This is a genomic window from Neobacillus sp. S1115 (genome assembly GCF_055385565.1).
The window spans coordinates 2,794,096-2,818,932 of record NZ_AP038275.1 but is presented as its reverse complement, the minus strand read 5'-3'; the positions used below and the strand labels follow the sequence as shown (position 1 = coordinate 2,818,932).

General features: G+C 40.3%; 28 protein-coding genes and 1 pseudogene. 15 read left to right on the top strand and 14 right to left on the bottom strand.

What is annotated here, in order from left to right:
- Positions 1-3 precede the first annotated feature (3 nt).
- On the top strand, positions 4-765 hold the full coding sequence (locus ACZ5B7_RS13690) for a phosphonate ABC transporter ATP-binding protein (protein ID WP_464494168.1): 762 nt from the start codon (positions 4-6) through the stop codon (positions 763-765).
- Positions 758-2,398 carry a PhnE/PtxC family ABC transporter permease gene (locus tag ACZ5B7_RS13685; protein ID WP_423802317.1) on the top strand — a complete coding sequence of 547 codons (1,641 nt, stop codon included), beginning with the start codon at positions 758-760 and terminating at the stop codon, positions 2,396-2,398. The genes ACZ5B7_RS13690 and ACZ5B7_RS13685 overlap by 8 nt, the downstream gene beginning before the upstream one ends.
- Positions 2,399-2,530: 132 nt before the next feature.
- On the opposite strand, the gene ACZ5B7_RS13680 is transcribed toward ACZ5B7_RS13685, so the two are convergent.
- Positions 2,531-3,040 (bottom strand): hypothetical protein, encoded by a 510-nt coding sequence (locus ACZ5B7_RS13680; protein ID WP_464494167.1) that lies wholly within the window; start codon positions 3,038-3,040, stop codon positions 2,531-2,533.
- A gap of 183 nt (positions 3,041-3,223) precedes the next feature.
- On the opposite strand from ACZ5B7_RS13680, the gene ACZ5B7_RS13675 reads away from it, so the two are divergent.
- Entirely contained in the window at positions 3,224-3,886 is a 663-nt protein-coding gene (locus ACZ5B7_RS13675; RefSeq protein ID WP_464494495.1) for a winged helix-turn-helix domain-containing protein, read from the top strand.
- Positions 3,883-4,866, top strand: coding sequence for a sensor histidine kinase (locus ACZ5B7_RS13670; protein WP_464494166.1), 984 nt, complete (start codon positions 3,883-3,885; stop codon positions 4,864-4,866). Before ACZ5B7_RS13675 ends, ACZ5B7_RS13670 begins: the two co-directional genes overlap by 4 nt.
- 88 nt (positions 4,867-4,954) lie before the next feature.
- Here ACZ5B7_RS13670 and ACZ5B7_RS13665 read toward each other — a convergent pair whose 3' ends face one another.
- Positions 4,955-5,083: a hypothetical protein gene (locus ACZ5B7_RS13665; RefSeq protein WP_464494165.1), complete on the bottom strand. Its 129-nt coding sequence runs from the start codon at positions 5,081-5,083 to the stop codon at positions 4,955-4,957.
- Positions 5,084-5,254: 171 nt separating this feature from the next.
- Here ACZ5B7_RS13665 and ACZ5B7_RS13660 point away from each other — a divergent pair.
- Positions 5,255-5,548 (top strand): annotated as a pseudogene (locus ACZ5B7_RS13660) (transposase); the annotation flags it as partial.
- 292 nt (positions 5,549-5,840) lie between these two features.
- On the opposite strand, the gene ACZ5B7_RS13655 reads toward ACZ5B7_RS13660, so the two are convergent.
- Positions 5,841-7,766, bottom strand: coding sequence for an FtsX-like permease family protein (locus ACZ5B7_RS13655; RefSeq protein ID WP_464494164.1), 1,926 nt, complete (start codon positions 7,764-7,766; stop codon positions 5,841-5,843).
- A complete protein-coding gene (locus tag ACZ5B7_RS13650) occupies positions 7,753-8,520 on the bottom strand; it encodes an ABC transporter ATP-binding protein (protein WP_464494163.1) in 768 nt (255 codons plus the stop codon). The genes ACZ5B7_RS13655 and ACZ5B7_RS13650 overlap by 14 nt, the downstream gene beginning before the upstream one ends.
- A 211-nt stretch (positions 8,521-8,731) precedes the next feature.
- On the opposite strand from ACZ5B7_RS13650, the gene ACZ5B7_RS13645 reads away from it, so the two are divergent.
- On the top strand, positions 8,732-9,889 hold the full coding sequence (locus ACZ5B7_RS13645) for an MFS transporter (RefSeq protein ID WP_464494162.1): 1,158 nt from the start codon (positions 8,732-8,734) through the stop codon (positions 9,887-9,889).
- Between the two features lie 76 nt (positions 9,890-9,965).
- Entirely contained in the window at positions 9,966-10,298 is a 333-nt protein-coding gene (locus tag ACZ5B7_RS13640; protein ID WP_464494161.1) for a hypothetical protein, read from the top strand.
- Between the two features lie 11 nt (positions 10,299-10,309).
- On the opposite strand, the gene ACZ5B7_RS13635 is transcribed toward ACZ5B7_RS13640, so the two are convergent.
- Both ACZ5B7_RS13635 and ACZ5B7_RS13630 read right to left on the bottom strand, forming a co-directional pair.
- Positions 10,310-11,092, bottom strand: a complete 783-nt coding sequence (locus ACZ5B7_RS13635; RefSeq protein ID WP_464494160.1) for a sulfite exporter TauE/SafE family protein — start codon at positions 11,090-11,092, stop codon at positions 10,310-10,312.
- Positions 11,093-11,248: 156 nt separating this feature from the next.
- Positions 11,249-11,512: a metal-sensitive transcriptional regulator gene (locus ACZ5B7_RS13630; protein WP_213115713.1), complete on the bottom strand. Its 264-nt coding sequence runs from the start codon at positions 11,510-11,512 to the stop codon at positions 11,249-11,251.
- 233 nt (positions 11,513-11,745) lie between these two features.
- On the opposite strand from ACZ5B7_RS13630, the gene ACZ5B7_RS13625 reads away from it, so the two are divergent.
- Entirely contained in the window at positions 11,746-11,925 is a 180-nt protein-coding gene (locus tag ACZ5B7_RS13625; protein ID WP_213141340.1) for a hypothetical protein, read from the top strand.
- Between the two features lie 57 nt (positions 11,926-11,982).
- Here the strand turns inward: ACZ5B7_RS13625 and ACZ5B7_RS13620 are convergent, their stop codons facing one another.
- Positions 11,983-12,771: a hypothetical protein gene (locus ACZ5B7_RS13620; protein WP_464494159.1), complete on the bottom strand. Its 789-nt coding sequence runs from the start codon at positions 12,769-12,771 to the stop codon at positions 11,983-11,985.
- Positions 12,772-12,959: 188 nt separating this feature from the next.
- Between ACZ5B7_RS13620 and ACZ5B7_RS13615 the strand changes: the two genes are divergently transcribed.
- From ACZ5B7_RS13615 to ACZ5B7_RS13605, 3 genes are all read left to right on the top strand, one after another.
- Positions 12,960-13,241 (top strand): DUF2642 domain-containing protein, encoded by a 282-nt coding sequence (locus ACZ5B7_RS13615; protein WP_217036543.1) that lies wholly within the window; start codon positions 12,960-12,962, stop codon positions 13,239-13,241.
- A 94-nt stretch (positions 13,242-13,335) separates the two neighbouring features.
- Complete coding sequence (locus ACZ5B7_RS13610; RefSeq protein ID WP_241113772.1) at positions 13,336-13,434, top strand: YjcZ family sporulation protein; 99 nt, start codon at positions 13,336-13,338, stop codon at positions 13,432-13,434.
- A gap of 150 nt (positions 13,435-13,584) precedes the next feature.
- The gene (locus ACZ5B7_RS13605; RefSeq protein ID WP_464494158.1) at positions 13,585-14,922 is read left to right on the top strand and encodes a D-serine ammonia-lyase; all 1,338 of its coding nucleotides are present in this window, start codon (positions 13,585-13,587) and stop codon (positions 14,920-14,922) included.
- A 33-nt stretch (positions 14,923-14,955) separates the two neighbouring features.
- On the opposite strand, the gene ACZ5B7_RS13600 is transcribed toward ACZ5B7_RS13605, so the two are convergent.
- From ACZ5B7_RS13600 to ACZ5B7_RS13570, 7 genes are all read right to left on the bottom strand, one after another.
- Positions 14,956-16,440, bottom strand: a complete 1,485-nt coding sequence (locus tag ACZ5B7_RS13600; RefSeq protein WP_464494157.1) for a pyruvate kinase — start codon at positions 16,438-16,440, stop codon at positions 14,956-14,958.
- Positions 16,441-16,663: 223 nt separating this feature from the next.
- Complete coding sequence (locus tag ACZ5B7_RS13595; RefSeq protein ID WP_464494156.1) at positions 16,664-16,927, bottom strand: VWA domain-containing protein; 264 nt, start codon at positions 16,925-16,927, stop codon at positions 16,664-16,666.
- A gap of 1 nt (position 16,928) precedes the next feature.
- Positions 16,929-17,162, bottom strand: coding sequence for a hypothetical protein (locus tag ACZ5B7_RS13590; RefSeq protein WP_464494155.1), 234 nt, complete (start codon positions 17,160-17,162; stop codon positions 16,929-16,931).
- Positions 17,134-17,970: a DUF5682 family protein gene (locus ACZ5B7_RS13585; RefSeq protein ID WP_464494154.1), complete on the bottom strand. Its 837-nt coding sequence runs from the start codon at positions 17,968-17,970 to the stop codon at positions 17,134-17,136. The genes ACZ5B7_RS13590 and ACZ5B7_RS13585 overlap by 29 nt, the downstream gene beginning before the upstream one ends.
- The gene (locus tag ACZ5B7_RS13580) at positions 17,963-19,267 is read right to left on the bottom strand and encodes an arsenic transporter (protein WP_464494153.1); all 1,305 of its coding nucleotides are present in this window, start codon (positions 19,265-19,267) and stop codon (positions 17,963-17,965) included. Before ACZ5B7_RS13580 ends, ACZ5B7_RS13585 begins: the two co-directional genes overlap by 8 nt.
- Before the next feature lie 288 nt (positions 19,268-19,555).
- The gene (locus ACZ5B7_RS13575) at positions 19,556-20,218 is read right to left on the bottom strand and encodes a hypothetical protein (RefSeq protein WP_464494152.1); all 663 of its coding nucleotides are present in this window, start codon (positions 20,216-20,218) and stop codon (positions 19,556-19,558) included.
- A gap of 15 nt (positions 20,219-20,233) precedes the next feature.
- On the bottom strand, positions 20,234-20,590 hold the full coding sequence (locus tag ACZ5B7_RS13570) for a hypothetical protein (protein WP_464494151.1): 357 nt from the start codon (positions 20,588-20,590) through the stop codon (positions 20,234-20,236).
- A gap of 189 nt (positions 20,591-20,779) precedes the next feature.
- Here ACZ5B7_RS13570 and ACZ5B7_RS13565 point away from each other — a divergent pair, with 189 nt between their 5' ends.
- From ACZ5B7_RS13565 to ACZ5B7_RS13550, 4 genes are all read left to right on the top strand, one after another.
- Positions 20,780-21,850, top strand: coding sequence for a CotH kinase family protein (locus tag ACZ5B7_RS13565; RefSeq protein WP_464494150.1), 1,071 nt, complete (start codon positions 20,780-20,782; stop codon positions 21,848-21,850).
- Between the two features lie 151 nt (positions 21,851-22,001).
- Positions 22,002-22,529, top strand: a complete 528-nt coding sequence (locus ACZ5B7_RS13560; RefSeq protein WP_464494149.1) for a hypothetical protein — start codon at positions 22,002-22,004, stop codon at positions 22,527-22,529.
- 56 nt (positions 22,530-22,585) lie between these two features.
- On the top strand, positions 22,586-23,929 hold the full coding sequence (locus ACZ5B7_RS13555; protein ID WP_464494148.1) for a hypothetical protein: 1,344 nt from the start codon (positions 22,586-22,588) through the stop codon (positions 23,927-23,929).
- 185 nt (positions 23,930-24,114) lie between these two features.
- Complete coding sequence (locus tag ACZ5B7_RS13550; RefSeq protein ID WP_423802293.1) at positions 24,115-24,783, top strand: DUF2642 domain-containing protein; 669 nt, start codon at positions 24,115-24,117, stop codon at positions 24,781-24,783.
- The last annotated feature ends 54 nt before the right edge of the window (positions 24,784-24,837 follow it).

Sequence of the window (24,837 nt, the reverse complement as noted above, 5' to 3'; positions counted from 1 at the left end):
TCTATGACTACAAAAATCATGATTGATATAAAAAATTTAACAAAACATTTTGAGCGGAAGATAGCCTTATCTTCCCTTTCTTTTACCATTAAACAAGGGGAACTGGTGGCATTGGTTGGCCCGAGCGGCGCCGGAAAATCGACGCTGTTAAATTCAATTGCCCGCCTCTTACCTTTGGAAAGTGGTGAAATGGTCATTGACGGCCAGAACATCTCTTCTTATAAAAAAGGAAAAGCCTTCGCGAAAAAGGTTGGGGTTATCCGTCAGCAATTTGATCTAATCGGTCCGCTAGCAGTGATCCATAACGTCTTGGCGGGAAAATTAGCGGAATGGGGAACCGTGAAATCATTGATATCTCTGCTAGTCCCACAGGAAAAAGATGCGGCACTTAGCGCGCTTGAACGTGTCGGTCTCGCGGATAAAGCTTATGAAATCACCTCTACCCTTTCCGGCGGTGAGCAGCAGCGTGTTGCATTGGCCAGACTAATGGTTCAAAAACCGGAGATTATTTTGGCAGATGAACCAGTTGCCTCCCTTGACCCGGCACGGGCTGATGACGTTCTGTCGATGCTCACTAAATTTGTTTCAGAGGATAACCAAACGCTAATTGCCAGCCTACATTCAGTTGAATATGCACGAAAATATTTTGACAGAATCATTTCCTTAAAAAACGGTGCGATATTTTTTGATTTGCCGACAGAAAAGGTAACCGATGAAATGTTAACCGAACTGTACAGTCTAAAGGAGCATTCGAGCCATGCATAAATGGAACTCCTCCTTTCGGCTCCATAAACGATTTATTCTTTCATTGATTTTGTTGGCAGTTTTCGGATGGAGTTTGTTTTCGGTCAAATGGGATGCAGATGAGGTGTACCATGCTGGCGGAATTCCAACTTTAGGGCAAATTTTTAAAGGTCTCTTTCAACCGGATTTGAGCTCTGAGGTTTTATCGAAAGGTCTTGAAGCCGCCTGGATTACTTTGGCATATGCCGTAGCAGGAATGTCTCTAGCCATTATTTATGCTTTTATTGTCGGCGTCCTCGCATCGGGGACGTTAACATCTTCACGGGCATCTAGACTTGCCAATAAGGTATTTTTCAGAGGAATATTAGGATTTACCCGTTCGATTCACGAGCTGGTTTGGGCATGGCTGTTCGTGTCTGCCATCGGTTTCTCACCGTTTGCTGCCATATTTGCCTTAGCAATTCCATACGGCGGGATTCTTGGCCGAATTTTCGCCGATATGCTAAATGATGTACCCAAAGAGCCAATAAAAGCTTTATTGGCAGCCGGGGCCTCCAAACTTGAGGTCCTCTTTTACGGGTATTTGCCATTAGTTTGGGCTGATATGATTAGTTATACGATGTACCGTTTTGAATGCTCGATTCGTTCTTCGGCAATTATGAGCTTTGTCGGTCTCGGCGGTCTTGGCTATCAAATTCAACTTTCGCTTGCTGATTTGAAATACGACCAAGTTTGGACCTATGTATTTTATTTGATTGCCTTGGTTGTACTTGTGGATATTTGGAGTAATTTTGTCCGCAAAAGTTTAACAGACCGAAAGCGCCAGCGTGGTTTCAGTTCAGGCTGGCGTGCCGCTCTTTTGGCGTCATTGCTGATTGCAGGTTCGTGGATATATATTTATATTATCGACCATGCCGATATATTTGACCTTTTCTCTGATCAAAATGCGGAATACGCGGGAAAGTTTTTTGGAGGATTAATTGGTTTAAATGAAAACAATCCTGCCTTTTTCAATGCCGAAAGCTGGGCTTCTGCGTTAAAACTGACCTATGAGACGCTGGAAATGAGCGTAATGGCGATTGGGTTTTCGACCATTGCAGCCTGTTTAACGGTGATTCCAGCTGCGCGTAATATTGCGAGCGGTAACCTGACCATTTCGAAAAAATGGTACAATTGGCCGCTATACGGTCTGGTCCGTCTCGTTTATATTTTTTCCCGTTCCGTACCGGAATTGGTCTGGGCGATGATGATTATTTTCATTTTAAAACCAGGTATTTTGCCAGGCGCACTTGCCCTTGCTTTGCACAATTTCGGAATCCTTGGGAAGCTTTGGGCAGAGGTAATTGAGGATATGGATCCACGACCGATTCGCAACTTGGCTGCATCTGGTGCCTCTAAGATTGAGACATTGTTTTACGGGATTCTTCCCATTGTTATGCCAAGGTTTTTAACCTATGTGTTATATCGCTGGGAAGTGATTATGAGAACCACGATTGTCGTTGGATTCGTTGGTGCAGGCGGTCTAGGCATGGATTTTAAACTAGCCATGAGCTATTTTCAATACACGCAGATTACCCTGCTGCTGCTTTGCTATATGATTCTTGTTGTCATCGCGGACTTTGCATCTGAAAGTACGCGGAAAACAGTGAAATAGACAAATTACGGCCGCCGATCATTTGATCGGCGGCTTTTTTGATTAATAACAATCACATTCTATCGTTTACACACCGGGCTAAACAACTGCTAAAAATAATCTATCGTTCAGCTAATAAACAGCTAGCATTACTCAGCTTGGTTTTTTATGGTCTAAATCCTTCGGCTGTTGGGCCTTTCTCACTAGCTTACCGCCATCAAAATGTCGGCCATAGGTGGTTACGATTTCTGCCGCTTCTTCATAAGTCGGGATTTGTCCGTTTGCTTTCCATGTTAAAAAGTAGGATTGAACCTTTCCACTGTAAAACACCCAGCTAAAAAACTTCCTTGCAAAGTTATGCGTACCTCCAGTTCGGAAGGAATTCATTTCTTTGCCTGCTTTCCAGACAGTCAATGTCTGGCCGATTCCGCCTTCTAATTGCCCTCTCAATTCCGCATACAGCAAATTGTCGTTCTTGCTCATCGCCTTCATGATCATCTGGTTTAAAAAGCCATTGATTATTAGGCGCGGTATGTTGAAATGTTCTCCCCTTGTGACTGAAACCACTGCTGCTTCAGGAATTTCAATGTTCCTATCACCTAATATAAATGCTCCACCGTGTTTATTATTAGGATCAATCTGTTTTTCCCACTTTTTTTGCATGGTCCCTCATCCCCATATATTAAAATAAAAGCATTTGCGCACAGTAATCATACCAAATTTTTCAAATATTATGAATCTAAAAAACACGACTTTTTTCCTACCAATAAGATAATTTTTCCAAATCCATCCTCTCCCATGTATAATAGAATCATATGGAAGGGGCGGAATCTCTTGTTTAAGGTTATGATTGTAGAGGATGATCCAAAAATACGCGATATTATTTCTGAACACCTATTGAAATGGAGGTTTGAACCTAGTAAGATAACAAATTTTGAGAACCTGGATGAACAGTTTATCGAAGTTAACCCCCATCTTGTTCTGCTGGATATCAATTTACCAATCTATGATGGTTTTTATTGGTGCAGCAAAATCAGACAACTTTCCAATGTGCCCATCATCTTCATCTCCTCTCGAAATCAAAATATGGATATCGTCATGGCCATGAATATGGGGGGCGATGATTTTATCCAGAAGCCCTTCTCATTAGAGGTGCTGACAGCCAAGATGAATGCTATTTTGCGAAGGACTTACACCTATCAGCAAGAGGAAAAAGAAGTTATCGAGCATAGGGGCTTAATTCTTTATCTAAATAAGGGGAATATTTCTTACCATAACAGCGAAATAGACCTAACCAAAAATGAGTTTCAGATTCTTTATTTATTATTGAAAAAGAAGGAAACCATTGTAACTCGCGATGAAATCATGCAAGCCTTATGGGAAAGTGAAAATTTTATAGATGATAACACGCTAACCGTCAATATCGCACGTCTGCGCAGAAAATTGGAAGATTTGGGTCTCATCGATTTTATCGAAACGAAAAAAAGACAAGGATATATGATTCCATGAAATTCAGATATTACGTTTTAGATGAAAAATGGCAGCTAATTACATTCTATTTCATACTTGCCGTTGTTTCCATTCTAATCAGTGTGGAGCCTAGCTTAAAGGTCTCCTTTGGCAGTCTTATTTACTTGGTATTGCTGGCTGTAATCCTTTATAACATTTATTTTATCGGTACTTATTTTAGGAAAAATGCTCAACTCCAAAGATGGAAGTCCTCCACATTAGAAAATCCACCTTCCTTAATTACATACGAACAGCAGGAATACTATCAAAATTTAAAAGTATTAGAAACAAACTATGAAATACAAATTCATGAGCGTAATGAGGCTTCTAAAGAACAGCTCGAATTTATGACGGAATGGTTTCACGAAATCAAGACCCCTATTGCCGTTGCACGTCTCCTTTTGGAAACAGAAATCGATTCATCAAGCATGCGGGAAGAAATTGATAAAATCGAAAGCTATGTGGAGCAAGCCCTTCACTTTTCACGCCTGCACGATTTTAACAAGGACTATCTGATTCAAGAGATTGATTTGGAAAAGCTGATAAAGGAAATTGTTATTGATGAATCAAAAGCCTTCATTGGAAGAATGATGAAACTAGATTTACAGATTTCGCCAATGACTGTTTTAAGTGATAAAAAAGGCCTGTCCTACATTGTCCGCCAAATCCTGTCTAACGCATTAAAATACACGAAGGAAAACGGGAAGATTACGATAATCACAAAGCCAAAGTCCAAGAAGCTAATCATCCTCGATTCCGGAATCGGGATTTCCGCTGAAGATCTCCCCCGTGTTTTTGAAAAAGGGTTCACCGGAAAAAACGGCAGAGGCCATCATCGGTCAACTGGTATGGGGTTGTACCTCTCAATGAAAACGGCTGAAAAACTGGGCCATAACTTATCATTGGAATCCACCTCAGGTATTGGGACAAAAGCCACCCTACATTTCCTTGAAGCAACAAATAACTTCCATAAGCTATAAAAACAAGCTCATCCATCATGAGCTTCAGGCTGTCGTGAACCTATCGACAGCCTTTTATTTTACTCATTTTCCTTAACAATTCACCCCGTTAATTTGATATTAATTTATCAATATAAGGATTTTCAACAAGTCTGTTGATTGGCGCTCCAGGCACTTCGCTTTCCGTGGTCGTGCCGGAGTCTTCGTGCCTTCCGCGCCAATCAACAGGTGTATTCAATTAAGACCTTCAACTCCAATAAAATAAGTGGTAAATTTATGTTTAAGCCAAAAGAGTATAGCCAAAGTGAATAGGAATTTGTTTCTTTGAAGAATTGGTTTCAGATGACCACCTTCTTCGCTTGATTTACAAATATATTAATTTCTCGTTCCTTCTTGAAAAAAATATAATTCTGATTCGAAAAAGCGTGAGAACTGTCCGCTACTATCCCAGTATACACGGTCAAAAAATAAGGTAAAAGTGGTTACAAGAAATGTATGGGAGGATAAATAAGGAAATGGAGAGGTTAAATCGCTTATCTAAATCGGGAAGAATGCTTTTAAATTTAGAAAGGAAAAAATTGAGCGAAGCTTCGCAGATTCAAAAGAGCTGCATGGGTTTCGCAATTGTTGATTGCGGGGATTGAATAATGGAAGAGAACAGGCTCTTCTTACTGCAGCCAGCCAAAATATGAAAAGATTCTAGCACACTTAACAAAGATGGAAAATGTGTGTTGCAATACTTAAGTTGTATTGCCTCCCTGTTGATTGGAGCGGAGGGCACTCGACTCCTGCGGGAAATAGAGGTCACTGGAGACCCCGCAGGCGCCAAAGCGCCGAGGAGGCTCCAGGAGCTCCCCGCGGAAAGCGAGTGCCCGGAGCGGAAATAAACAGGCCCAGTTAGCAGGGATAAACAATAAAAGTTTGGTAATTTAGGTTTGGACAAAATAAAAATTGTCGAGAAAAATACCCTTTCTCGACAATCTGAAGCTCATCCATCATAAGCTTGTTTTTATTAACCGATAATATCCGGCGAAGGTCATTAGATAGTAAATCAAATAAATAATGAGATACGCACCAAGAAACATCGTAAAGGGGACCTGCAATGATATTTGTAAAAAGTCTGATATCAAATAGGTAATCATTGCACTATGGCTGATGGCGGGGAGCAATGGCAGAAAAAACACAAAGCCCACTTGTCGTGCAACCGTCTTTTTTATTTCCTTTTCCGGAATGCCGATTTTTCCAAGAATCTGATAACGTGCTTTATCAGATGTGGCTTCCATCAACTGTTTGAAATAGATAATACTTCCGGTGGCAGCGATAAACACTAGACCAAGAAATCCTCCAATAAAGATTAATAGGCCATAGGTTTCAAGACCGTAATGATATTGTCCGTAATAGCTCGAAAAGATTGGGCTATTGTCATTAAACTCCATCGGTTTAACAATCTTGTTGATTTTCGCATCTAAATTTTTCAAGGATTTCTCATTAGCAATTTTAAAGATGTGCAGATACTGTTGTGAGGTTCCCTTTTTTAATATTTCATATTGAGAATCGCTGATGACGAGTGGGAAAAGCATTCCCCCCTGATTAACAAATGAATACGCCTCATATGCGGTAATCGTTAATTTTTCACCACTTGGAAGCACCAGTTCTTTTCCTGTGTACGGATCAGATTTTGCGTCTAAGTTTCCATCAAAGAAGGCAGCTGCCTCATTACTCTTTACTTGGAGGGATTCGTTTTTCCCTCTCTTCTCCATTAATTCCTGGTAGCTTTTTTCAGAAATCAACATCGTCTGAAAGAAATCAGGAACCCTTTCCATATCGGACAAATCCGGCTGAATAGGAAGATACTCGAGATTGTATTGATAGCTTAGCTTTCCAGATGAATCTCTTTGAATCAAATTCTCTATTTCCTTGTTTACCTGCTCATCCTTCATATTAAACATATAGCTGTATGGATTTTGCTCATTTGTTAACTTTTCAATCTGATAATAAAATCCCAGAATGGTCCCGCAAGCGAAAAGTGTCACACTGGTTAATAGGGAAATCACAGTCAAAATAAGGACATTTCCTTTAAGACGGTATAATAAATTGGTGACCCCAAGTAAGTTCTTCCCTGTCAAATAAACCGAGTGCACTCTCTGTATTAGCCTTAACAAATATGTTACCAAGGAATTAATAAAAAAGTACGACCCTGCAACCAAGAAAATTACTGCAGCGGCAAGCCTTAGACCCGTATTATTAATAATCACGAAAGATTCAGGATTCCAGAATAACACGTACGAAATTCCGATTAGAACAATGGCTAATAAACTTGTGACGATCGAGCCATTGGTGATCCTCTCCCCTTTACGGTCAGCTTTAAATAACTCGGCAAGCGAAAAGCGATAGATTAATCGATAGCTATGGATGGAGGTCACTAATAATATGATAAGAAACACTTCGATCGTTTGCAGCATGGCCCTGCTTGATACCGAAAAAGACACTTCCAAGGAAAAGCCCATTAATTTGAAAATAATCATCATAAACAATTTGGAGAACAATATTCCAGCGCCAATACCTATCATTAAAGCCAGAGCCCCGATAATCATATTTTCATAAAAAAGCAGCAGGCCTATTTTTTTCTTGTTCATTCCATATAAGGCGTATAAACCGACTTCTTTTTTTCGCATCCTCGTAAAAAAAGAATTTGAATACCATATGAAAACACCCGAGAAAATCATGAGAATCATAGATGCTGCCAAAAAAGCTGACTCCAGTTTTCCAAGCGTAACCGTGCTATCTAGGAGCTGCTGATTGTATTGAAACGAAACAAATGTAAAGTATATGGCCGTACTAAAGACTATCGAATAAAGATAGAGCAAGTATTGGTGGATGTTTCGGATGATATTCTTTCTAGCAAGTTTAGAGAGCGTCATATTGCACGCCTCCTATACTGGAGAGAATATCTAAAATTTGCCCGAAAAGCTGCTTTTGAGAGTGCTCACCCTTTCGAATTTCGGTGAAAAGTGTTCCATCTTTAATAAACACAACACGAGAACAAAAGCTAGCGGCATAAGGGTCGTGGGTAACCATAAGGATGGTTGCCTCCTGCTCATTATGTAGTTCCGATAAAGTTTCCAGCAAATAATAGGCTGACTTTGAATCCAGTGCGCCGGTAGGCTCATCAGCAAATAGGATCTTTGGCTGGCCGATGATTGCTCGGCATACAGCGGTCCTTTGCTGCTGCCCTCCTGAAATTTCATACGGGAACTTTTCCAAAATTTCTTCAATCCCGAACTTTCGTGCCACTTCGCGAACTAATCTTTTCATTTCCATTTTCGGAGTTTTACTAAAGGTCAGCGGAAGGAGAATATTCTCTTCCACTGTTAAAGTATCCAGGAGGTTATAATCCTGAAAAATAAACCCCATTTGATCTCTTCTGAAATCAGTGAGCTCTGCTTCCTTCATGTTTGTCAGGCTGTTTCCATTGAAATGAAGGAGGCCGGAGGTTGGCTTCTCAATGGTTGAAAGAACATTTAGCAGGGTGGATTTCCCTGCACCTGATGGCCCCATGACTGCGACGAATTCTCCCTTAGTAATGTTCAAATCTATATTGTGTAAAGCGGTGTAAGAGTTCCTTTTTGTGCCAAACACCTTGTTTATCCCTTTTGCTTCTAATATTAATTCCATATATATCACCCATTTCTAATATCCTTAGTTTTATCATAGGAAATTAATAGCTTTTTTTCCATAATCAATCCTTACGAAAATCGAAGTGAACCTTACATTTTTGTAAGGAAGAGCAGGAAATGATGGTTGCATTATATTAGCATGCTAGGTGATAATGAGTATTGGGTTTCATTTAGTGGAATTTGGATTTATTTGAAGGAGTTGACATCCTTTGCAGAAAAAGACTGCTTTACCGATTCTATTTGTTGTCATGTTTTTAGTAATGGTCGGGTTTGGCATCATCATCCCGGTCCTGCCATTTTATGCGGAGGAAATGGGGGCTAATCCTACAGAACTTGGGCTGTTAATGGCAGTCTATTCCTTGATGCAGCTGATCTTTGCACCAATGTGGGGGCGCCTATCTGACCGAATTGGCCGAAAACCGGTCATGATGATAGGGATTACTGGTCTTGCCCTTTCATTCTTTATTCAAGCGATTTCAACCGAGCTTTGGATGCTGTTTGTCGCCAGAATTTTAGGAGGAATACTTTCATCCGCTAATATGCCTACTGCAATGGCATACGTTGCTGACATTACAACGGAAGAGAACCGCGGAAAAGGAATGGGCATTATCGGTGCTGCGGTTGGCCTTGGCTTTGTTTTTGGACCGGCTGTCGGCGGTATTTTTTCTAAAATCAGCTTGAGTATGCCTTTTTTCCTTGCTAGCGGATCCGCAGCCATCACCCTTGTACTTGTATTTCTTTTGTTAAAGGAGTCAAAACACGTAACAGGACAGGCTTCTGAAGAAAAAAGATCCATCTGGAAAGCCTTTACCCGTGAGGTTTCCGTCTTATTTTTCGTACAATTATTCATTTCCTTATCCCTTTCAGGTTTGGAAGCCACTTTTGCCTATTTTGCTGCTGAAAAAGCGGGTCTTGATTCAACACAACTGGGCTATATCTTCATGATTATGGGGTTTGGCGGCGCGCTGGTACAAGGAGGACTTGTAGGCAGGTTAACAAAGAAATATGGAGAAAGTGCCGTTATTCAAGGTGGAATGATTGTTTCTGCCATTGGGTTTGGGCTTATACTACTTGTAGATAACTTTACGACAGCGGCAATCTATTTAACCATTTTTGGATTAGGAAATGGCGTAATCCGGCCAAGTGTTTCTTCACTGCTGACGAAGACATCATCCGCAGGACATGGAAGTTCAACGGGGCTTTTGTCATCCTTTGACTCGTTGGGCCGTATTATTGGACCGCCGCTTGGAGGCTGGCTGTTTTCGCTGGCGATTGGTCTACCTTATATTTCAGGCGCTATAATAACCATCCTGGCATTTTTCATGTTTTTATTTTTCAGGCCGCGTGTGAAACCTGCAAACATTTAAAAGCTAAAGGCATATGTTCATCGGACGAGCATAAAATGGGTTACGAGAATTCATTTATTAAAGGAGCTCGGAACGCATGAAAATAAAAACCTACTTAACTGCCTGCGGTTTGCTAATTACCATTGGTTTAGGTGCCTATCTGGATTCACCATATTCTTTTATAAACAAAAAATTGTCCTATACAGCTGATCAGCCGGTCCATGCGGTTCAAGCCAGCGTAGAGCCGCCGGAGGACATGCCGGAGATGGTAGAGAAACTGGTGAAACGTGAAAAAAAGGATGGTTATATTCTTGAAACTTATCAGGAGTATGAGGTTTATAAAGACGAGGATGGAAATATAACCGAAGAAGTGCCCACCTCCAAGACAGAGATATTAAAATATTATGATTATAGAAATAAGGACCGCTAAAATAGCGGTCCTTATTTTAATAAAATATCCATCCATACCTTTATGGCCACTGCCAAAATCAATATCCCCATTATCATTTGCAGAATTTTAGTATTCATTCTCTTCCCTGCATTAGCACCAATTGGCGCCGCCAGTAAGCTGGCCACAACTAGTATCAGCGCAGGTAAAATGTCGACGTGACCGGTAGTGATTTTACCGGTAATCGAACCAATAGATGAAATAAGGGTAATCGCCAATGATGAGGCGATGGTCATCCGGGTCGGTATCTTTAAAACAACAAGCATGATTGGCACCAATAGGAAAGCACCTCCCGCCCCCACAATGCCGGCTCCAATCCCGACAATAAATGCCAATATTGCCCCCAGCCATTTATTAAATTGGACTTGATCGAGCGGGATATTATCAATCCCTTTTTTCGGGATAAATATCATAATGACAGCAATTAAAGCAAGAATACCGTACACAATATTTATGCCGCTTTCGGGCAATTGCGAAGATACGAATCCCCCAATAAAACTACCAAGCAAAATACTGATCCCCATATAGGCAATAAGAATTTTATTTAAATAATCGCCCTTCCGGTAGGCTAAAACACCCCCGATTGTGGCAAAAAATACCTGGATGGCCGTTATTCCTGAAACCTCGTGTGCTGTAAAATGGCCGATACCAAGCGCCGGAGGAATATACAAAAGCATCGGAAAATTTATGATGGCTCCGCCTATACCCAACATACCCGATAGAAATGCACCTACGAATCCGATAATAAAAACTGTAATGATAAAACTAATTTCCATGACTGCCCCCTAAAAGTAAGGAACAATTTAGTCCCTTCCCATAATAAATATTACAGGTTGATGCCCAGTTGCACAAGAAATGTTTGTCTGACCAAACATCAATACCCATATGGGCATTTTTCAAAAAAAAAATAAAAGAGGGCACCTCCACTCTTGTTACCGGCTTTTCACGAGTAGATTTACGGCCTCTTTTACTAGTTCTTCCATGTTTTTATCCCCTTGCTCTTCTGCTTTTTTTACGCACTCCACTAAATTGGAGCTTACAATAACACCAATTGTACGATCAATGGCAGTTCTAGAAGCAGATAGTTGGGTAATAACGTCTTTGCAGTCCTTGTTTTCTTCCATCATTTTTAATATTCCGCGCAACTGGCCTTCAATACGTTTGACTCTATTTTTAATTTGATCATTATAGTCCAAATCGCTTACCTCCTAATAAAAACAAGCATTGACATGATTTATATTATACCCGCAAAGGTATATTGTCAACCTACTTAAAATTAGTTGCATATCTCCATGATTTAACTCTTCCATATTCACCTAATTTTTATGACCCCATATGATAAAAATAAACGTTAACTATTGATATTTAAGGGAGATAATGTATAATTCATAGTATAACTATAGGAATTAAGGGATAGGAGGACTAAAGCGTGATGCGTTTTTTTAAAAACCTTTTCGTTGAACATTGTCCGAAATGCAATAAAGAGTTGGAAACACATAAATCCAATTTATTAAGCTCAGTTGTCGTAAAATCCTGTCCAGAGCAGCATTATCAGAAAGAATATCATCCAGCTTTTGAAACATATATTGAAAGCGATACTGTCTCCTAATAGGCGGAGCTTCACAGCTCCGCTCGTTATAGTTTTTATTACATATGAATTTTTCATTTATTTAGAGATAATGTACAGTTCTTTTTGGAATTTTTCTAATATCTCTTCAAAGGGGGAATGAATTAAAAGAGGAAACAGATCTTCGAGGGCTTCATAATAGTCCTGTCCTAATAACTCGCGCAATATCACATACCTCTGAAACAGCAGGGCAATTTCAAAGTCAATGCCCATGTCATATAAACCATTAAACAAGTCTTCTTTTGGTAATTTTCTTATTTTCCTCAGAATCTTTTCATTTTTTTCGATAAATTTTTCATGGAGATAGTGGGTTACATAGTCTGTATAAATCATTTGCCCGATTTCATTTGTTTCTTTTTTGGAATGATTAAAGCCGATGACACGGTCTTCCTTTTTTTCCTGTTGGATAAATGTTTTATTGCCGCTTAAATGGGTGATGAAATTCTTCACACTTTTATCAAAAATTTTATCAAACTGGATGATTTGATGTAGTTTTACTGCAAAATCCTTATGTTCCTCCCCTACGACGAATAACCGGTCTACAATCGGCAACAGCTTTAAAACCCCTTCAGAAAGCTTGCTGGAAGCATCATAAATGATAATATCATGTTTTTTCTTCATCGCTTTGACTTTTCTCTTTTGTTCCGTTAATGTCAATTTGGCGAACTCATGGATCAATTCGTTCGAACAATCTTCCTTTTCTAGACTCCCATATGATATAAAAGCGACGGATAAATTTGTGTTTGTCTTAAGCCAATTATAAATCGATAATGACAGTTCAGTTACACCTGATTTTGCTTTCGGGGAATAAAAACCGACCAAATACATTTTTCTCACCTGCCTTATAGTTATTCATATTCAGAAGTGAACTATTTGGTTGGACAAACTCCCATTCTTACAAAACGCTTTCTTGGTCCACTTCCATTTACAAACACCCACGTTAAAAATTTTTCAAAAGACAATCCCATTTTCCTATGTTTTGCATTTACTATTCCTGAGAGGAGATGAATAGACGAATGAGCGATAAAACATTTCATCAATTTGCCCATGAATTAGTAAATGAAGAAGTGAATGTTGTTACAACTCAAGGAAATTTTGAAGGAAGGCTGCTTTTAGTCGGTTCAGATATTATTGTCCTGCAAAATAGAATGGCTGCACGGCGCAGAATTATCATTAGGATTCTCGAAATCGTAGCACTGTTCCGAGCAGAAATCCGGCCAACAGGCCCATTTGGCTTTATGGGCGCCGCTCCTGAGTTTGAGGAATCCCATGAAAGCCGTGATCACGAGCACAACTAATCATGTAAAAATCCGCATTAAAAATACATGTTTGTCTATACGCCGCAAAACCTTCAGACATACCCTGTAGTAAAGGATGTTGGAGGTGATATGTATGAGCGGCGGCGGCGGAGCAGGATTTGCTTTAATCGTAGTTCTGTTTATTTTGTTGATTATTGTTGGTGCAAGCTTTATGGGCGGTTACTTTTATTAATAAATACCGTTAATATGGTAATCCACCATAAAAGACGATCTATTTGCAAAAATAGATCGTCTTTTTCATTCTTTCAAGCTGATATTTTAATATCTTTTTTGCTAATATAAAGGATAATTAAGATAAGTTATAGATGGCAGGGTGATATACATGGAGAAAGAGTTTTATAATCGGATGGGTAGTCAAGAACAGTTGCTGCTTAATCGTCTTTCAAACTATCAGGAAGTATACTGGTCGAATGGCAAGCTTGAGAAATATCAGACGGGAATCGAAAAATGTACGTTAACTTGGAATGATGTTGACGATGCGGAAAAGCGTCTGGAGCGCTTTGCTCCATATATTGCAAAAGTGTTTCCAGAAACTCAGAATACAGGCGGCATAATCGAATCTCCGTTAGTAAAAATTCCAAGCATGCAACAAAAAATGGAACAAGATTTAGGGCAGCGAATTTCGGGTGATCTTTGGTTAAAATGTGACAGTCATCTTCCTATTTCAGGGTCCATTAAGGCTAGAGGCGGCATTTACGAGGTTTTAAAACATGCGGAAAAATTAGCTTTGAGTCAAAGGCTTATAACAATGGATGACGATTACTCGGTTTTAGACAGTGACCAATTTCGTAGTTTCTTCTCGCAATATTCGATTGCAGTCGGTTCCACCGGTAATCTCGGTTTGAGCATTGGTATTATGAGCGCAAAGCTAGGTTTTAACGTTACTGTACATATGTCTGCGGACGCCAAACAGTGGAAAAAAGATCTGCTGCGTTCAAAAGGGGTAATAGTGGTTGAATACGAATCGGACTACAGCAAAGCGGTCGAGGAGGGCCGACGTCAGGCCGAGGCTGACCCGTCCTGTCATTTTATTGATGATGAAAATTCCCAAGATTTATTCCTAGGTTATGCCACTGCTGCATTGCGGTTAAAAAATCAATTACAAGAATTAAAGATAGCTGTAGATGAAAATCATCCATTATTTGTATACCTGCCATGCGGTGTTGGCGGAGGGCCAGGCGGTGTGGCTTACGGTCTAAAGCTACTGTTTAAAGATAATGTTCACTGTTTCTTTGCCGAACCCACTCATTCCCCATGCATGCTGCTGGGAATGATGACAGGCCTTCATGACCAAATTTCCGTGCAGGATATTGGACTAGATAATCTCACCGACGCAGATGGACTTGCTGTCGGCAGACCTTCCGGCTTTGTCGGGAAAATCATCGAGCCATTTTTAAGCGGAATTTATACGGTTAGTGATGTGAGGCTGTATAAACTGCTGAAGGATTTGGCAGACTCGGAAAATATTTATTTAGAACCCTCTGCATTAGCCGGGATGATTGGTCCTGTGTGGCTGGCTGGTGAGGCTTCGGATTATCTGAGCAGGCATGGGTTATCTGAAAAGTTCAGCCAAGGTACGCATATTGTTTGGGCGACTGGTGGAAGTATGGTGCCAAAGGAAATGATGGAGAAGTATTATCAAAAAGGTGTTAATTCATAAGCTCAGGGCCGCTGAATATGGTTGCGGCCCTTTTTAAAGTACCCCAAATTGGGCAATATGACTTCCAAAAGCTATATCTTTCCTTGGAAAATTCGACTCTTCTTTTAACAGTTTTGCCAGCATTATTAAAGCTTCATTAATAAAAAGACCTTTATTCAACATGACGCAATCCGCCCTCTTGGCCTGAGACACGTCGGTAATTTCCGACCGAGCCGCTATTCCCTTTTTCGTCAGTTTCTCTAAAACACCCGTTGCCCAAATAACCGGGACATGGGCAGCAGAGCAGATCGTGAGGATTTCTTCCTGAACAAATGACAGGTTTTCGGAGCCAACCTCTACGGCCAAGTCACCTCGGGCAATCATAATCCCAAACTTATAAAAGTTTAACCCTTCGATGATGATTCTCGATAGTTGATGAATGGCGTCCTTGGTTTCAATTTTCGCTACAACGGCCAAATCCCCTGCTGCTTTTCGATTCAATTCCACCCTTAATTTTCTTAAATCCTGCGGTGAATGTACGAAGGAAATACCTGCAATGTCGGCATGTTTGGTGACAAAGCTTAAATCCTGAATATCTTTTTCAGTTAGGGCCGGAACATTTAAGCTAAGTAGTGAATCAGGTAAATTTATCCCCTTCCCTTGTTTGACCTGGTATGGGGCGATTGCCGGTGACAGGATTTCAACTTCCACGTACTCTTTTGTTACGTGGCGAACAATTCCCATAATTTTTCCGTCATCGATGAAAATTCGGTCTTTGGCACGGACATTTCGAAATGCTTTTACCAGCCTCACCGGAACTCCAGCAGGTTGATCTGCTGTTTCCGGATGTCCAATTTGCTGGGGATCCAGATATAATCTCAATGTATCGCCTTTTTTGACAAAAATATTAGCGGATTGCAAGTCACCAATCCGCACCTTTGGGCCAGCCAAATCCATGAAAATTTTGCATGTCCGGCCTTGATAGTTACCTTCGTCCCTCAGTTTATTTTCCGCATTCCGCAATGCTCCGATAATTTGCAACCAAACCTCCGGATGATGGTGGGCACAATTGATTCTGGCAACATTCATCCCATTTAATAGTAAACTCTCCATTAAGACGGGCTCATGGATACTCTTTGCATCCAAGGTGACCATGATGGAGGATTGCAGGCCAGGGTTGGTGTTTCCAAAGAGTCCGTAGCTGCGGTGTTGCACGTTTTGCCTTGCAGCTTCCGGTGTCGGAACGTGGAGGCATGACGATGGAATTACCTGAGCATCCAAGTTTTTTAATATTTTTTCTAATGTATATAATACATGGGGCGCCGAGTGGTCAAGTGCTGCCAATCCTTTGTTTGTTAATTGTTCGCTGATTTCTGAGGTTAATTTTTTCCTTAAAGACAAATAGGCAATTAGGTTATCCCGACTTTCCACGAAGTCCGTTACTGAGAAATTTTTGCTGGCATTTTCGCTTTCCTGTTTGACCTGATAATCTATACTCAACAGTTGTTGGGTGAAATCTGGAGAATTAATGGAAACCACTCTTATTCTCTCCTTATTGATATATTTAATTAAGGAGTAATCGGATGTTATATTGGTTACCCTCGCATTCGTTGTATTTATGGCAAAAAAATTCATTATCATAAAATTGTATGCAACGACGCAGGGAGCGATGTATGTACAGCTTCTTACTTTGGTCACTTGCAAGAAAGACAAAAAGCAGCACCAGCCCAAAAACCTACCGCCGGTACTGCTTATACCCAACTTAAACCTGCTTATTCTTCCCTGTCCACCCACTCAAATCCTTCCCCATCAACGCGTCCTCCAGCAGTTCCGGCAGGCGCTCCGGAGTACACCCGAAACAAGGAATCCCCATCGCAGCCAATCTCCTAGCATTGCTCTCGTCATAACTAGGAACACCCTTATCAGAAAGTGCCAATAACGCAATCACCTTTACACCTGATTCGCGCATCTCCTTCATATTTCCCAATACCAAGCGCCAACGTTTCATTTTTTCCTTCATGTCCATTTTAAAAGTCTCCAAAGTCAAATTCGTTCAATTCATCGAGAATCGTTTCTTCGGCTTCGGTAAGCGATTCATTTAAATACTCACTTACTTGAAGCTCGTCAAATCCCCAAATTCCACCTAAAATTTCTGCAACCTTCCCTCGGTCAGATGCGGAGAAGTTAGTAAAAGAGCGACGCAGGAACACAAGGGCGCGACGAAACTCTTCATCAGACAAGGTAGCAATGTAACGATCCATATTCTCCCATAGGTAGCTCCGCGACAACAACGCTCATGCACAGACCCTCGAACCAACTCGCTCCAAGGTCGGCCGGAATCCCGGGCGAAAGCCTTCGTGAAACCTCTTCCTCCAGCGTCAGTGAATCTATTATGTTTTCCTCCAGCAACAATCCGCAGGCATACCCGGATAACAATGGATTAAGGTCGTCACGTAAATATAATTCGGTCAGTTTCTCGAACCAAAGTTTTTCATCCACATGCTCAAATAGTTCCCGTGCTGTCTCATTCATTACCTGAATGGCTTTCATCATGACTTTTGCCCGTTCATCATCACATGCCGCTGCCCCCAAAATCAAAAGCGTTCCTCGTAGAAATAGCCGCCGCTCAACCAAGGGAATCAGCGTTTTTGTATCAAATCGTCTGACATCACCGAATTGAATTACTCTGCTTAATTCGTTAATCGCCTCGGCATTTTCCACAAAATCAACCGAATCAACGGCAAGACTCATTACCGTCTCTCTAGCTGCCTCAAGCATCTCCAGCATTCCGCACATATAGCTGATGCGGACAAGAAGGGCGGCTGCTCCGACGTGCTCGCCGGTATTCAGGTTTTCCCTTATTCGATAAGCGGCTGCAAGCTCAAGCGTTTCCCCGAGCAGTATCGATTCGACAAGCTGAATTTCAACCTCCGGGTTATACCGCAAACTCCAATTTTCAGCCCACGAGGCGTGCTCCTGTTGAACTACACCTTTACAATATGTGGTAAAAAATGCACAAAAAAGTACATGTACTAGGCATGTACCTTTTAAGCTTATGGATTTATACAAAAACTAGCAACAGCCATAGGTATAAGCTGATTAAGGTAAAAATTAATGTCGGCGGAATAACGAGAATTGTTACCTTTATATACTCCATCCAAGGAATTTGAATTTTATTGTTTTTAAGAATGTGCATCCAAATAAGGGTTGCCAGCGTTCCAATCGGCAGAATGAGCGACCCGATATCACTGCCAATGATATTGGCAAGATAAACAGTTTTCATGATTAATGGGTCCAAGCCCATTTCTGTTAATGCCAATGTAGAAATCATCAAAGCCGGGTGATTGTTAAAAATATTCGAGAGCACTGATGTAATCACACCCATCGTCAAGCTGGCATGGAACAGGCTGTCATTTACGATCGATTTTAGATGCACCAGCAACAAATTGGTCAGTCCAATATTGTGTAATCCGTAAATGATAACATACATGCCGAATGCAAAAATTAAGATATGCCATGGAATTTTACCAATAACATCTTTTGGGTTAATTTTTAAATACACCCATCTCCAGATTAACAGGATAATGGAGCCTAAGACAGCCACCAATGATACAGCAATGCCAAGATATGAAGCAATAAATAAACTGATTCGTACTATGAATACGAAGATGAGCATATTGATCATCAATTTCTTTTTTTCATTAAACAAAACATCGCTATTTTTTTGCAACGGGTGATAGAGTCGATTTTTTTGCAGTGGAATGGAGTAGGAATGTGGGGAAATTTGTTGAGGAATTTCCTTCTTGAAAATCATATAGAGCAGGAAGGATAGAAACACTAATCCAAGAACACCTGGCACAAACATCATTTCCGTCTGCATATAAAGGTCCATCCCGATAATCTTTAAGGCAATTAGATTTACGATATTGCTGACCCCGATTGGCGCACTTGAGGCTGTCGCAATGAGGGCACCACTCAAAAGGTATGGAATCATTTGCCTCACTTTTAAGCCTAAATTCTTGAGCGTTAAGATTAAAATGGGTGTAGTAATCAAAATGCTGCCGTCATTATTGAAAAAAAGTGTCATTAAAAAGCAAAGCAGTAATGTATACCAGTATAGACGTACACCAGAACCCTTTGAAACTTTTAACATTAAAGCTGCTGTCCAGCTGAAAAATCCGATGCTTTCCAAAACAATCGCCATAACGATTGTGGCTATGATGGTGATGGCTGCTCCCGTTACTTTTGAACTAATATCTATTAGATCGGCCGTAGAAACACTTCCGCTTAAAAAAACGATCACTGCTCCAATGGAAGCAGGAATGGCTTCATTCATATTTTTTGGACGGATAAATATCATTATCATAGTAAATAAAAAAGCTAGTATGGTAATGATAACCGTCGATTGATTATAAATCGTAATAATTTCACATCCTTACCAATTGTGTTATTGACTTGATATTGTTTATCCCACCCCTCGTCCTATGGTTTATTTTACGCCTGTCCTTGACTGCTTGACCTAAACGAGTATCTCGGTCTCACATAAATCAGCAAAAGACTAAATAATTTTTCCTTTCATTATGTAGGCACCTGCCTGCTTTGGAAACAGAAGAAAAAAAACAAAAATCCGGTACATGGCTAAAAGTACCGGATGTTATTTCATATTTTCATAAAATGCATTTTTAACAGAGTTATTATTTCTTTTTACCCTTGCCGCCCTTTTTTCCTTTGCTGCCATGGCTTCCCGAACTGCCATGGCTTCCCGAACTGCCATGGCTTCCGCTGCTGCCGTGGCTTCCCGAACTGCCATGGCTTCCGCTGCTGCCGTGGCTTCCCGAACTGCCATGGCTTCCGCTGCTGCCGTGGCTCCCTGAACTGCCATGACTGCCGCCGCTTCCTGAACTGCCATGGCTTCCGCCACTTCCTGAACTTCCGTGGCTGCCATGCTTTTTCGGACCAGGGCCAGGTTTTTTATGTTTTTTATGTTTTTTATGATGACCAGGGCCTCGACCCCCACTTGATCCACCACTGCTTCCGTGACTGCCGGTGCTGCTGCCGGTGCTGCCGCCCGTGCTTCCACTGCTGCCCGTACTGCCATGTGATCCAGTGCTTCCACTGCTGCCCGTACTGCCATGTGATCCAGTGCTTCCACTGCTGCCCGTACTGCCATGTGATCCAGTACTGCCGCTGCTGCCGGTACTACCATGCGATCCAGTACTGCGGCTGCTGCCATGTGATCCAGTGCTACCGCTGCTGCCCGTACTGCCGCCGCTTCCAGTGCCTCCGCTGCTGTGATGTTTCTTTGGACCAGGACCATGCTTCTTATGTTTTTTCAACGGGCCTTTTCCACTGCTGCCAGACTTGCCAGAACTACCGCTGCCCTTGGAGCCTGTGCTGCCAGTGCTTCCGTGACTGCCGGTGCTTCCATGACTGCCAGTGCTTCCGTGACTGCCAGTGCTTCCGTGACTGCCGGTGCTTCCATGACTGCCGGTGCTTCCATGACTGCCGGTACTTCCGTGACTGCCGGTGCTTCCATGACTGCCGGTACTTCCATGACTGCCGGTGCTTCCATGACTGCCGGTACTTCCATGACTCTTTTTGCCTTTGCCTTTCTTATGTTTACCAGCAGGATTATTATGCATAAATGCAAGTACACCATTTGCTTCTGCTTGTTGTAATAATTCTTCAACGCCCAGATTTAACACCATTTATACACCACTTTCCAATACAATTTATTTTCTCTTTCAATTTATGAAATTGGCGTTTGTTTTGATATAGACAGATATATATTTTTCAAAACTAAAAGTCATTAGGAACAATACACACCTCCAATATCTATTGCATATATCTAGATAAAATATGGTATAGGGGTATTAAAGTGTTAAAATACGAAATTTTAATAAATCCTAAGTGGTTAAGAAAATTAGAATATGATATTTGGAATGACGATTTAGTCCCAGCTGTGTTAAAGATTGGAAACAATCGCTTTAAAATCAGCCTTTCGTACCGCGGCAATGTAATTAGAGATAAGAAAAAGAGATCCTACCGGATTGTATTTGAAAAGCCATTTACAAAGAATGGCGCCCATGAACTTCATCTTAATGCCGAGTTCTCAGATATATCCTTGTGCAGGAACAAACTATCACTCGATTTTTTTAATCGGATCGGCGTTATATCTCCTCACTCACGCCATATACTTTTATACGTTAACGGATATTGTAAAGGTATTTACTTAGAAATAGAATCATTAGACCAATACCTCCTGGAAAAAAGAAATTTACCGGATGGTGCCATTATTTACGCAACCAATAATCGAGCGAACTTCTCCTTAATAACGAAAAAAAATGAACCAAAAAAGAGGCTCGACCAGGGGTATACGCTAAAATATGGCAATAAAGAAGATATGGAACATTTACGGAGCTTCATTGCGATGATAAATGTGCTAAAAAATGAGGATTTTAAAAGAGAAATCGTCAATATATTGGATGTAGACAAATATTTAAGATGGCTTTGTGGCGTGGTCTGTACACAAAACTACGATGGATTTATCCATAATTATGCACTCTACAAAAATGGGAAAACAAATTTATACGAAATCAGCCCTTGGGACTATGACGGTACCTGGGGAAGAAACCTTCATGGCCGGCTCCTTGATTATGATTACGTCCCCGTTACAGGATATAACACTTTAACCGGGCGAATTCTACACTTCCCGGAATTTAAATCGAAATATAAAGAAATTCTATCCTCTATTTTAGATAATGATTTTACCGTAGAGGTTCAAGCACCGATTATCAATGAGCTATTGGAAAAAATAAAACCCTACATCAGCCAAGATCCTTATATTGAATTGGATGAGGAAACACTGGACGAGGAAAAAAATGTATTTTTTGAGTTTATTCGAAATAGAAATGCCTATCTTAGCAGCGAACTTTCTATTTTAATTTAGGCCTTAAGTATATGGTTTTTGACCATATTTTTTTTGCCTATTTTTCAGGTACTAGTTAAAAAAAGGCTACTTTATTAGTACAACATCATCCCATGATACATATAGATGCAGTGTAAATGTTTATCTAAATATAAGGAGGAAACTATGGGTTATGAATAAAGAGTCGATGATGCAATATGTGGGCAAAACGATTCGTGTCGATCGGGGTGGCCCTGAATCCAGGATGGGGAAAGTATTGGCCGTTTTTGAAGATTATTTTGTTCTTTTAACTGAAAGAGACGGCGTGGTTTATTACAAAACCAATCATATTAGAAGTGTGACTGAAAGTTCAAGGGATCTTTTGAAACTCGGTGTGAATATTCCAAAGGACTTCGAATACAAAACTGGCGAAAACTTTGTCAAACTATTAGAAAGTATTCGATATCAATGGATACGTATTAACCGTGGAGGAACTGAAGCATTAGAAGGTGTACTAAATGATGTTAATAAGGATATTGCTTCATTAATTGTGAAAGAAGAAGTTGTACGTTTTTCTATGAAGCATATCCGAAACATTAGTTATGGTTTAGTGATTGAGGGTAAATCCGGCGGCGGTAAAAGCAACAAGAACAATGATGATAATGACCATGATGAAGATAATGAGGATGATGAGGGTTCAAGAGAGGAAAGTAACGATTAAAAATGAGTCGCTTCTCCTTTGAGGAGCGACCCATAATCTCTTTAGGAGGCTGAATAATGGGATTAGAGAAATTTACTGCTGCATTAGATTTGCTAAAAGGCTACTATGTGAATCTATTTGTTGGCGAGGAAGTTTATAAAGGTAAATTGCTTGGCGTTGAAGAAGACCATGTTGTCTTAGAAACCGACCAAAAATTTATCTTTTACTACCGAATTGATAAAATTCAGGCCATTACGAAGAATACAAAAGACTTTAAAGTTCTAAATTCCAAGACACCATTTCAAAAAACACAAAGCTTGATTGCTTTATTAAATTCATTTCAACACACCTGGGTCACCATTCTAAGTATCCATAAGCAAAGATTTAGCGGCGTGCTTAGTGAAGTAGATTCAGATTTTGTTACTTTGATTAATGGTGAAGAACGAATTTTATTAAAATTAGAATATGTTTCCAATATACTCAAAGGGTTTATAAAAGAAGAAACAAAAGCCAAGGAAAAAAAGGAAGCAGCAGAAGGACAAAACAAGACAGAAAACAAACAAGAACAATCGAAGGAAAAAGCAGCTGCTAAAAAGGATAACAGTAACCAAAAAACGGAAAAAAATGCTGAAGCGGCAAAATCGGATTCACACTCTGAAAAGAATGTAAAAGCGGAAATCAAGGAAAATGATGATAAGCATCAGGCGGCGGCACAAGAGCATACAGGCTGGTCTAAGCCATTTAAATTGGAAACCCCAGTGGCATCTATTGAAGAGGAAGAAAGCCACACCAGCTCTGGAAATGAGGAATCAAAACAGGAGGAAGAAAGCCACTCCAGCTTTGGAAATGAGGAATCAAAACAGGAGGAAAAAACAGCTCCAGTATTGCTTAAGGCTGTAGTAAAAAAGAACAGCGATAATCAAATTGATAATAAAACTAAAAATCAAGAGAAAACAAAACAGGTTGTTTCACAAAAAGGAACAGCGAAAGAAAAAAATGAGCAAAAGTCAAAACAAGTGGCGAAGTCGGATACTACTGCTTCTAAAACAAAGGAAAAAACAAGATCGGAAGCTGTGTCACCAAATAAGAAAGAAATGAAAACAACGGGAACCGCTCCAGCCAAATCAAAAGATAAAATAGCAGCAGAAACCGCACAATCCCCATCTGCTACCACAAAATTTGAAAAAGGCCAAAAAGAAAAGAGATTTATATGGAATGCCTTCGAGCAGGAAAAGAAATCCTCCCGTTTTGCTGGTGAAGGTGCAGGTGGTTCAAATGTAAATCCTTCCCCATTCGAAGGTGAAAGCGTGTCAGGATCGATGGGGAAATCTTTACCATTTGCCGAAATGGCATCCGGCTCCAGCAAGAACTCATACTCATTTGCTGAACCTGCAAAAATAAAGAGATTCAGAGTTTATTAATAAAAAAAGCTGTTAATTATTTATGATAATATCAAGTAATCAACCAACCATTTTTATTGTCCACCCTAATCCCCTTTTACAAAAGTGAGCTGGGGTCCATTATGTTCATCCAATTTTTATTATAAGGGAATGTTGAAAGCCCCTCTCTTTTTGTAAACGTCACTCTTTGGAAAGGAGTGTGTGAAATGAATTTTAAAGAAGCAATTGGAAAATATATAAAAATTGAAATTGCCGGCAAGAAGCTTTTAAGCGGTATGCTGATTGATGTTGGCGGTGATTTGTGTGTATTGTTTAACGGGACTGATTATCTTTACATCCCTACTATTCATATACAAAACTGGCAGTATCTCAAACAGGATGAAATTGAGGAAATAACAATCAGTAATGAACCGACCCCCATCTATAATCATAATGAAGATATCTCTTTAAGAAAAATCCTTACATCCGCGAAGGGTATTTTTACAGAAATCTACGTTACAAGTAAACAAGCACTGCATGGTTACATTATCAGCATCATGAATAATTATTTTGTGTTTTACTCACCTATTTATAAAACCATGTTTATCTCCTTAAATCATTTAAAATGGCTTATACCTTACACAAACAATAAAAGACCTTATGGCCTAAGCAACTCCAATTTACCCGTTAATCCAAGTAATATCACCTTTGCTCGATCATTCGAAATCCAAGTAGAAAAACTAAAAGGAGAACTGGTTGTCTTCAACATAGGAGAAAACGAAAATGTCATTGGCAAAATCCAAAACATAAAAAACAACTTCGTTGAATTAATCTCAGCCAAAGAAGACCCAGTCTACCTCAACCTCCATCACATCAAAACCCTCCACATGACGTAGCAACTATCTGTGCCCATCTGCCCGCAAAGTAAACAAGCTCTAGGCACAAAATAA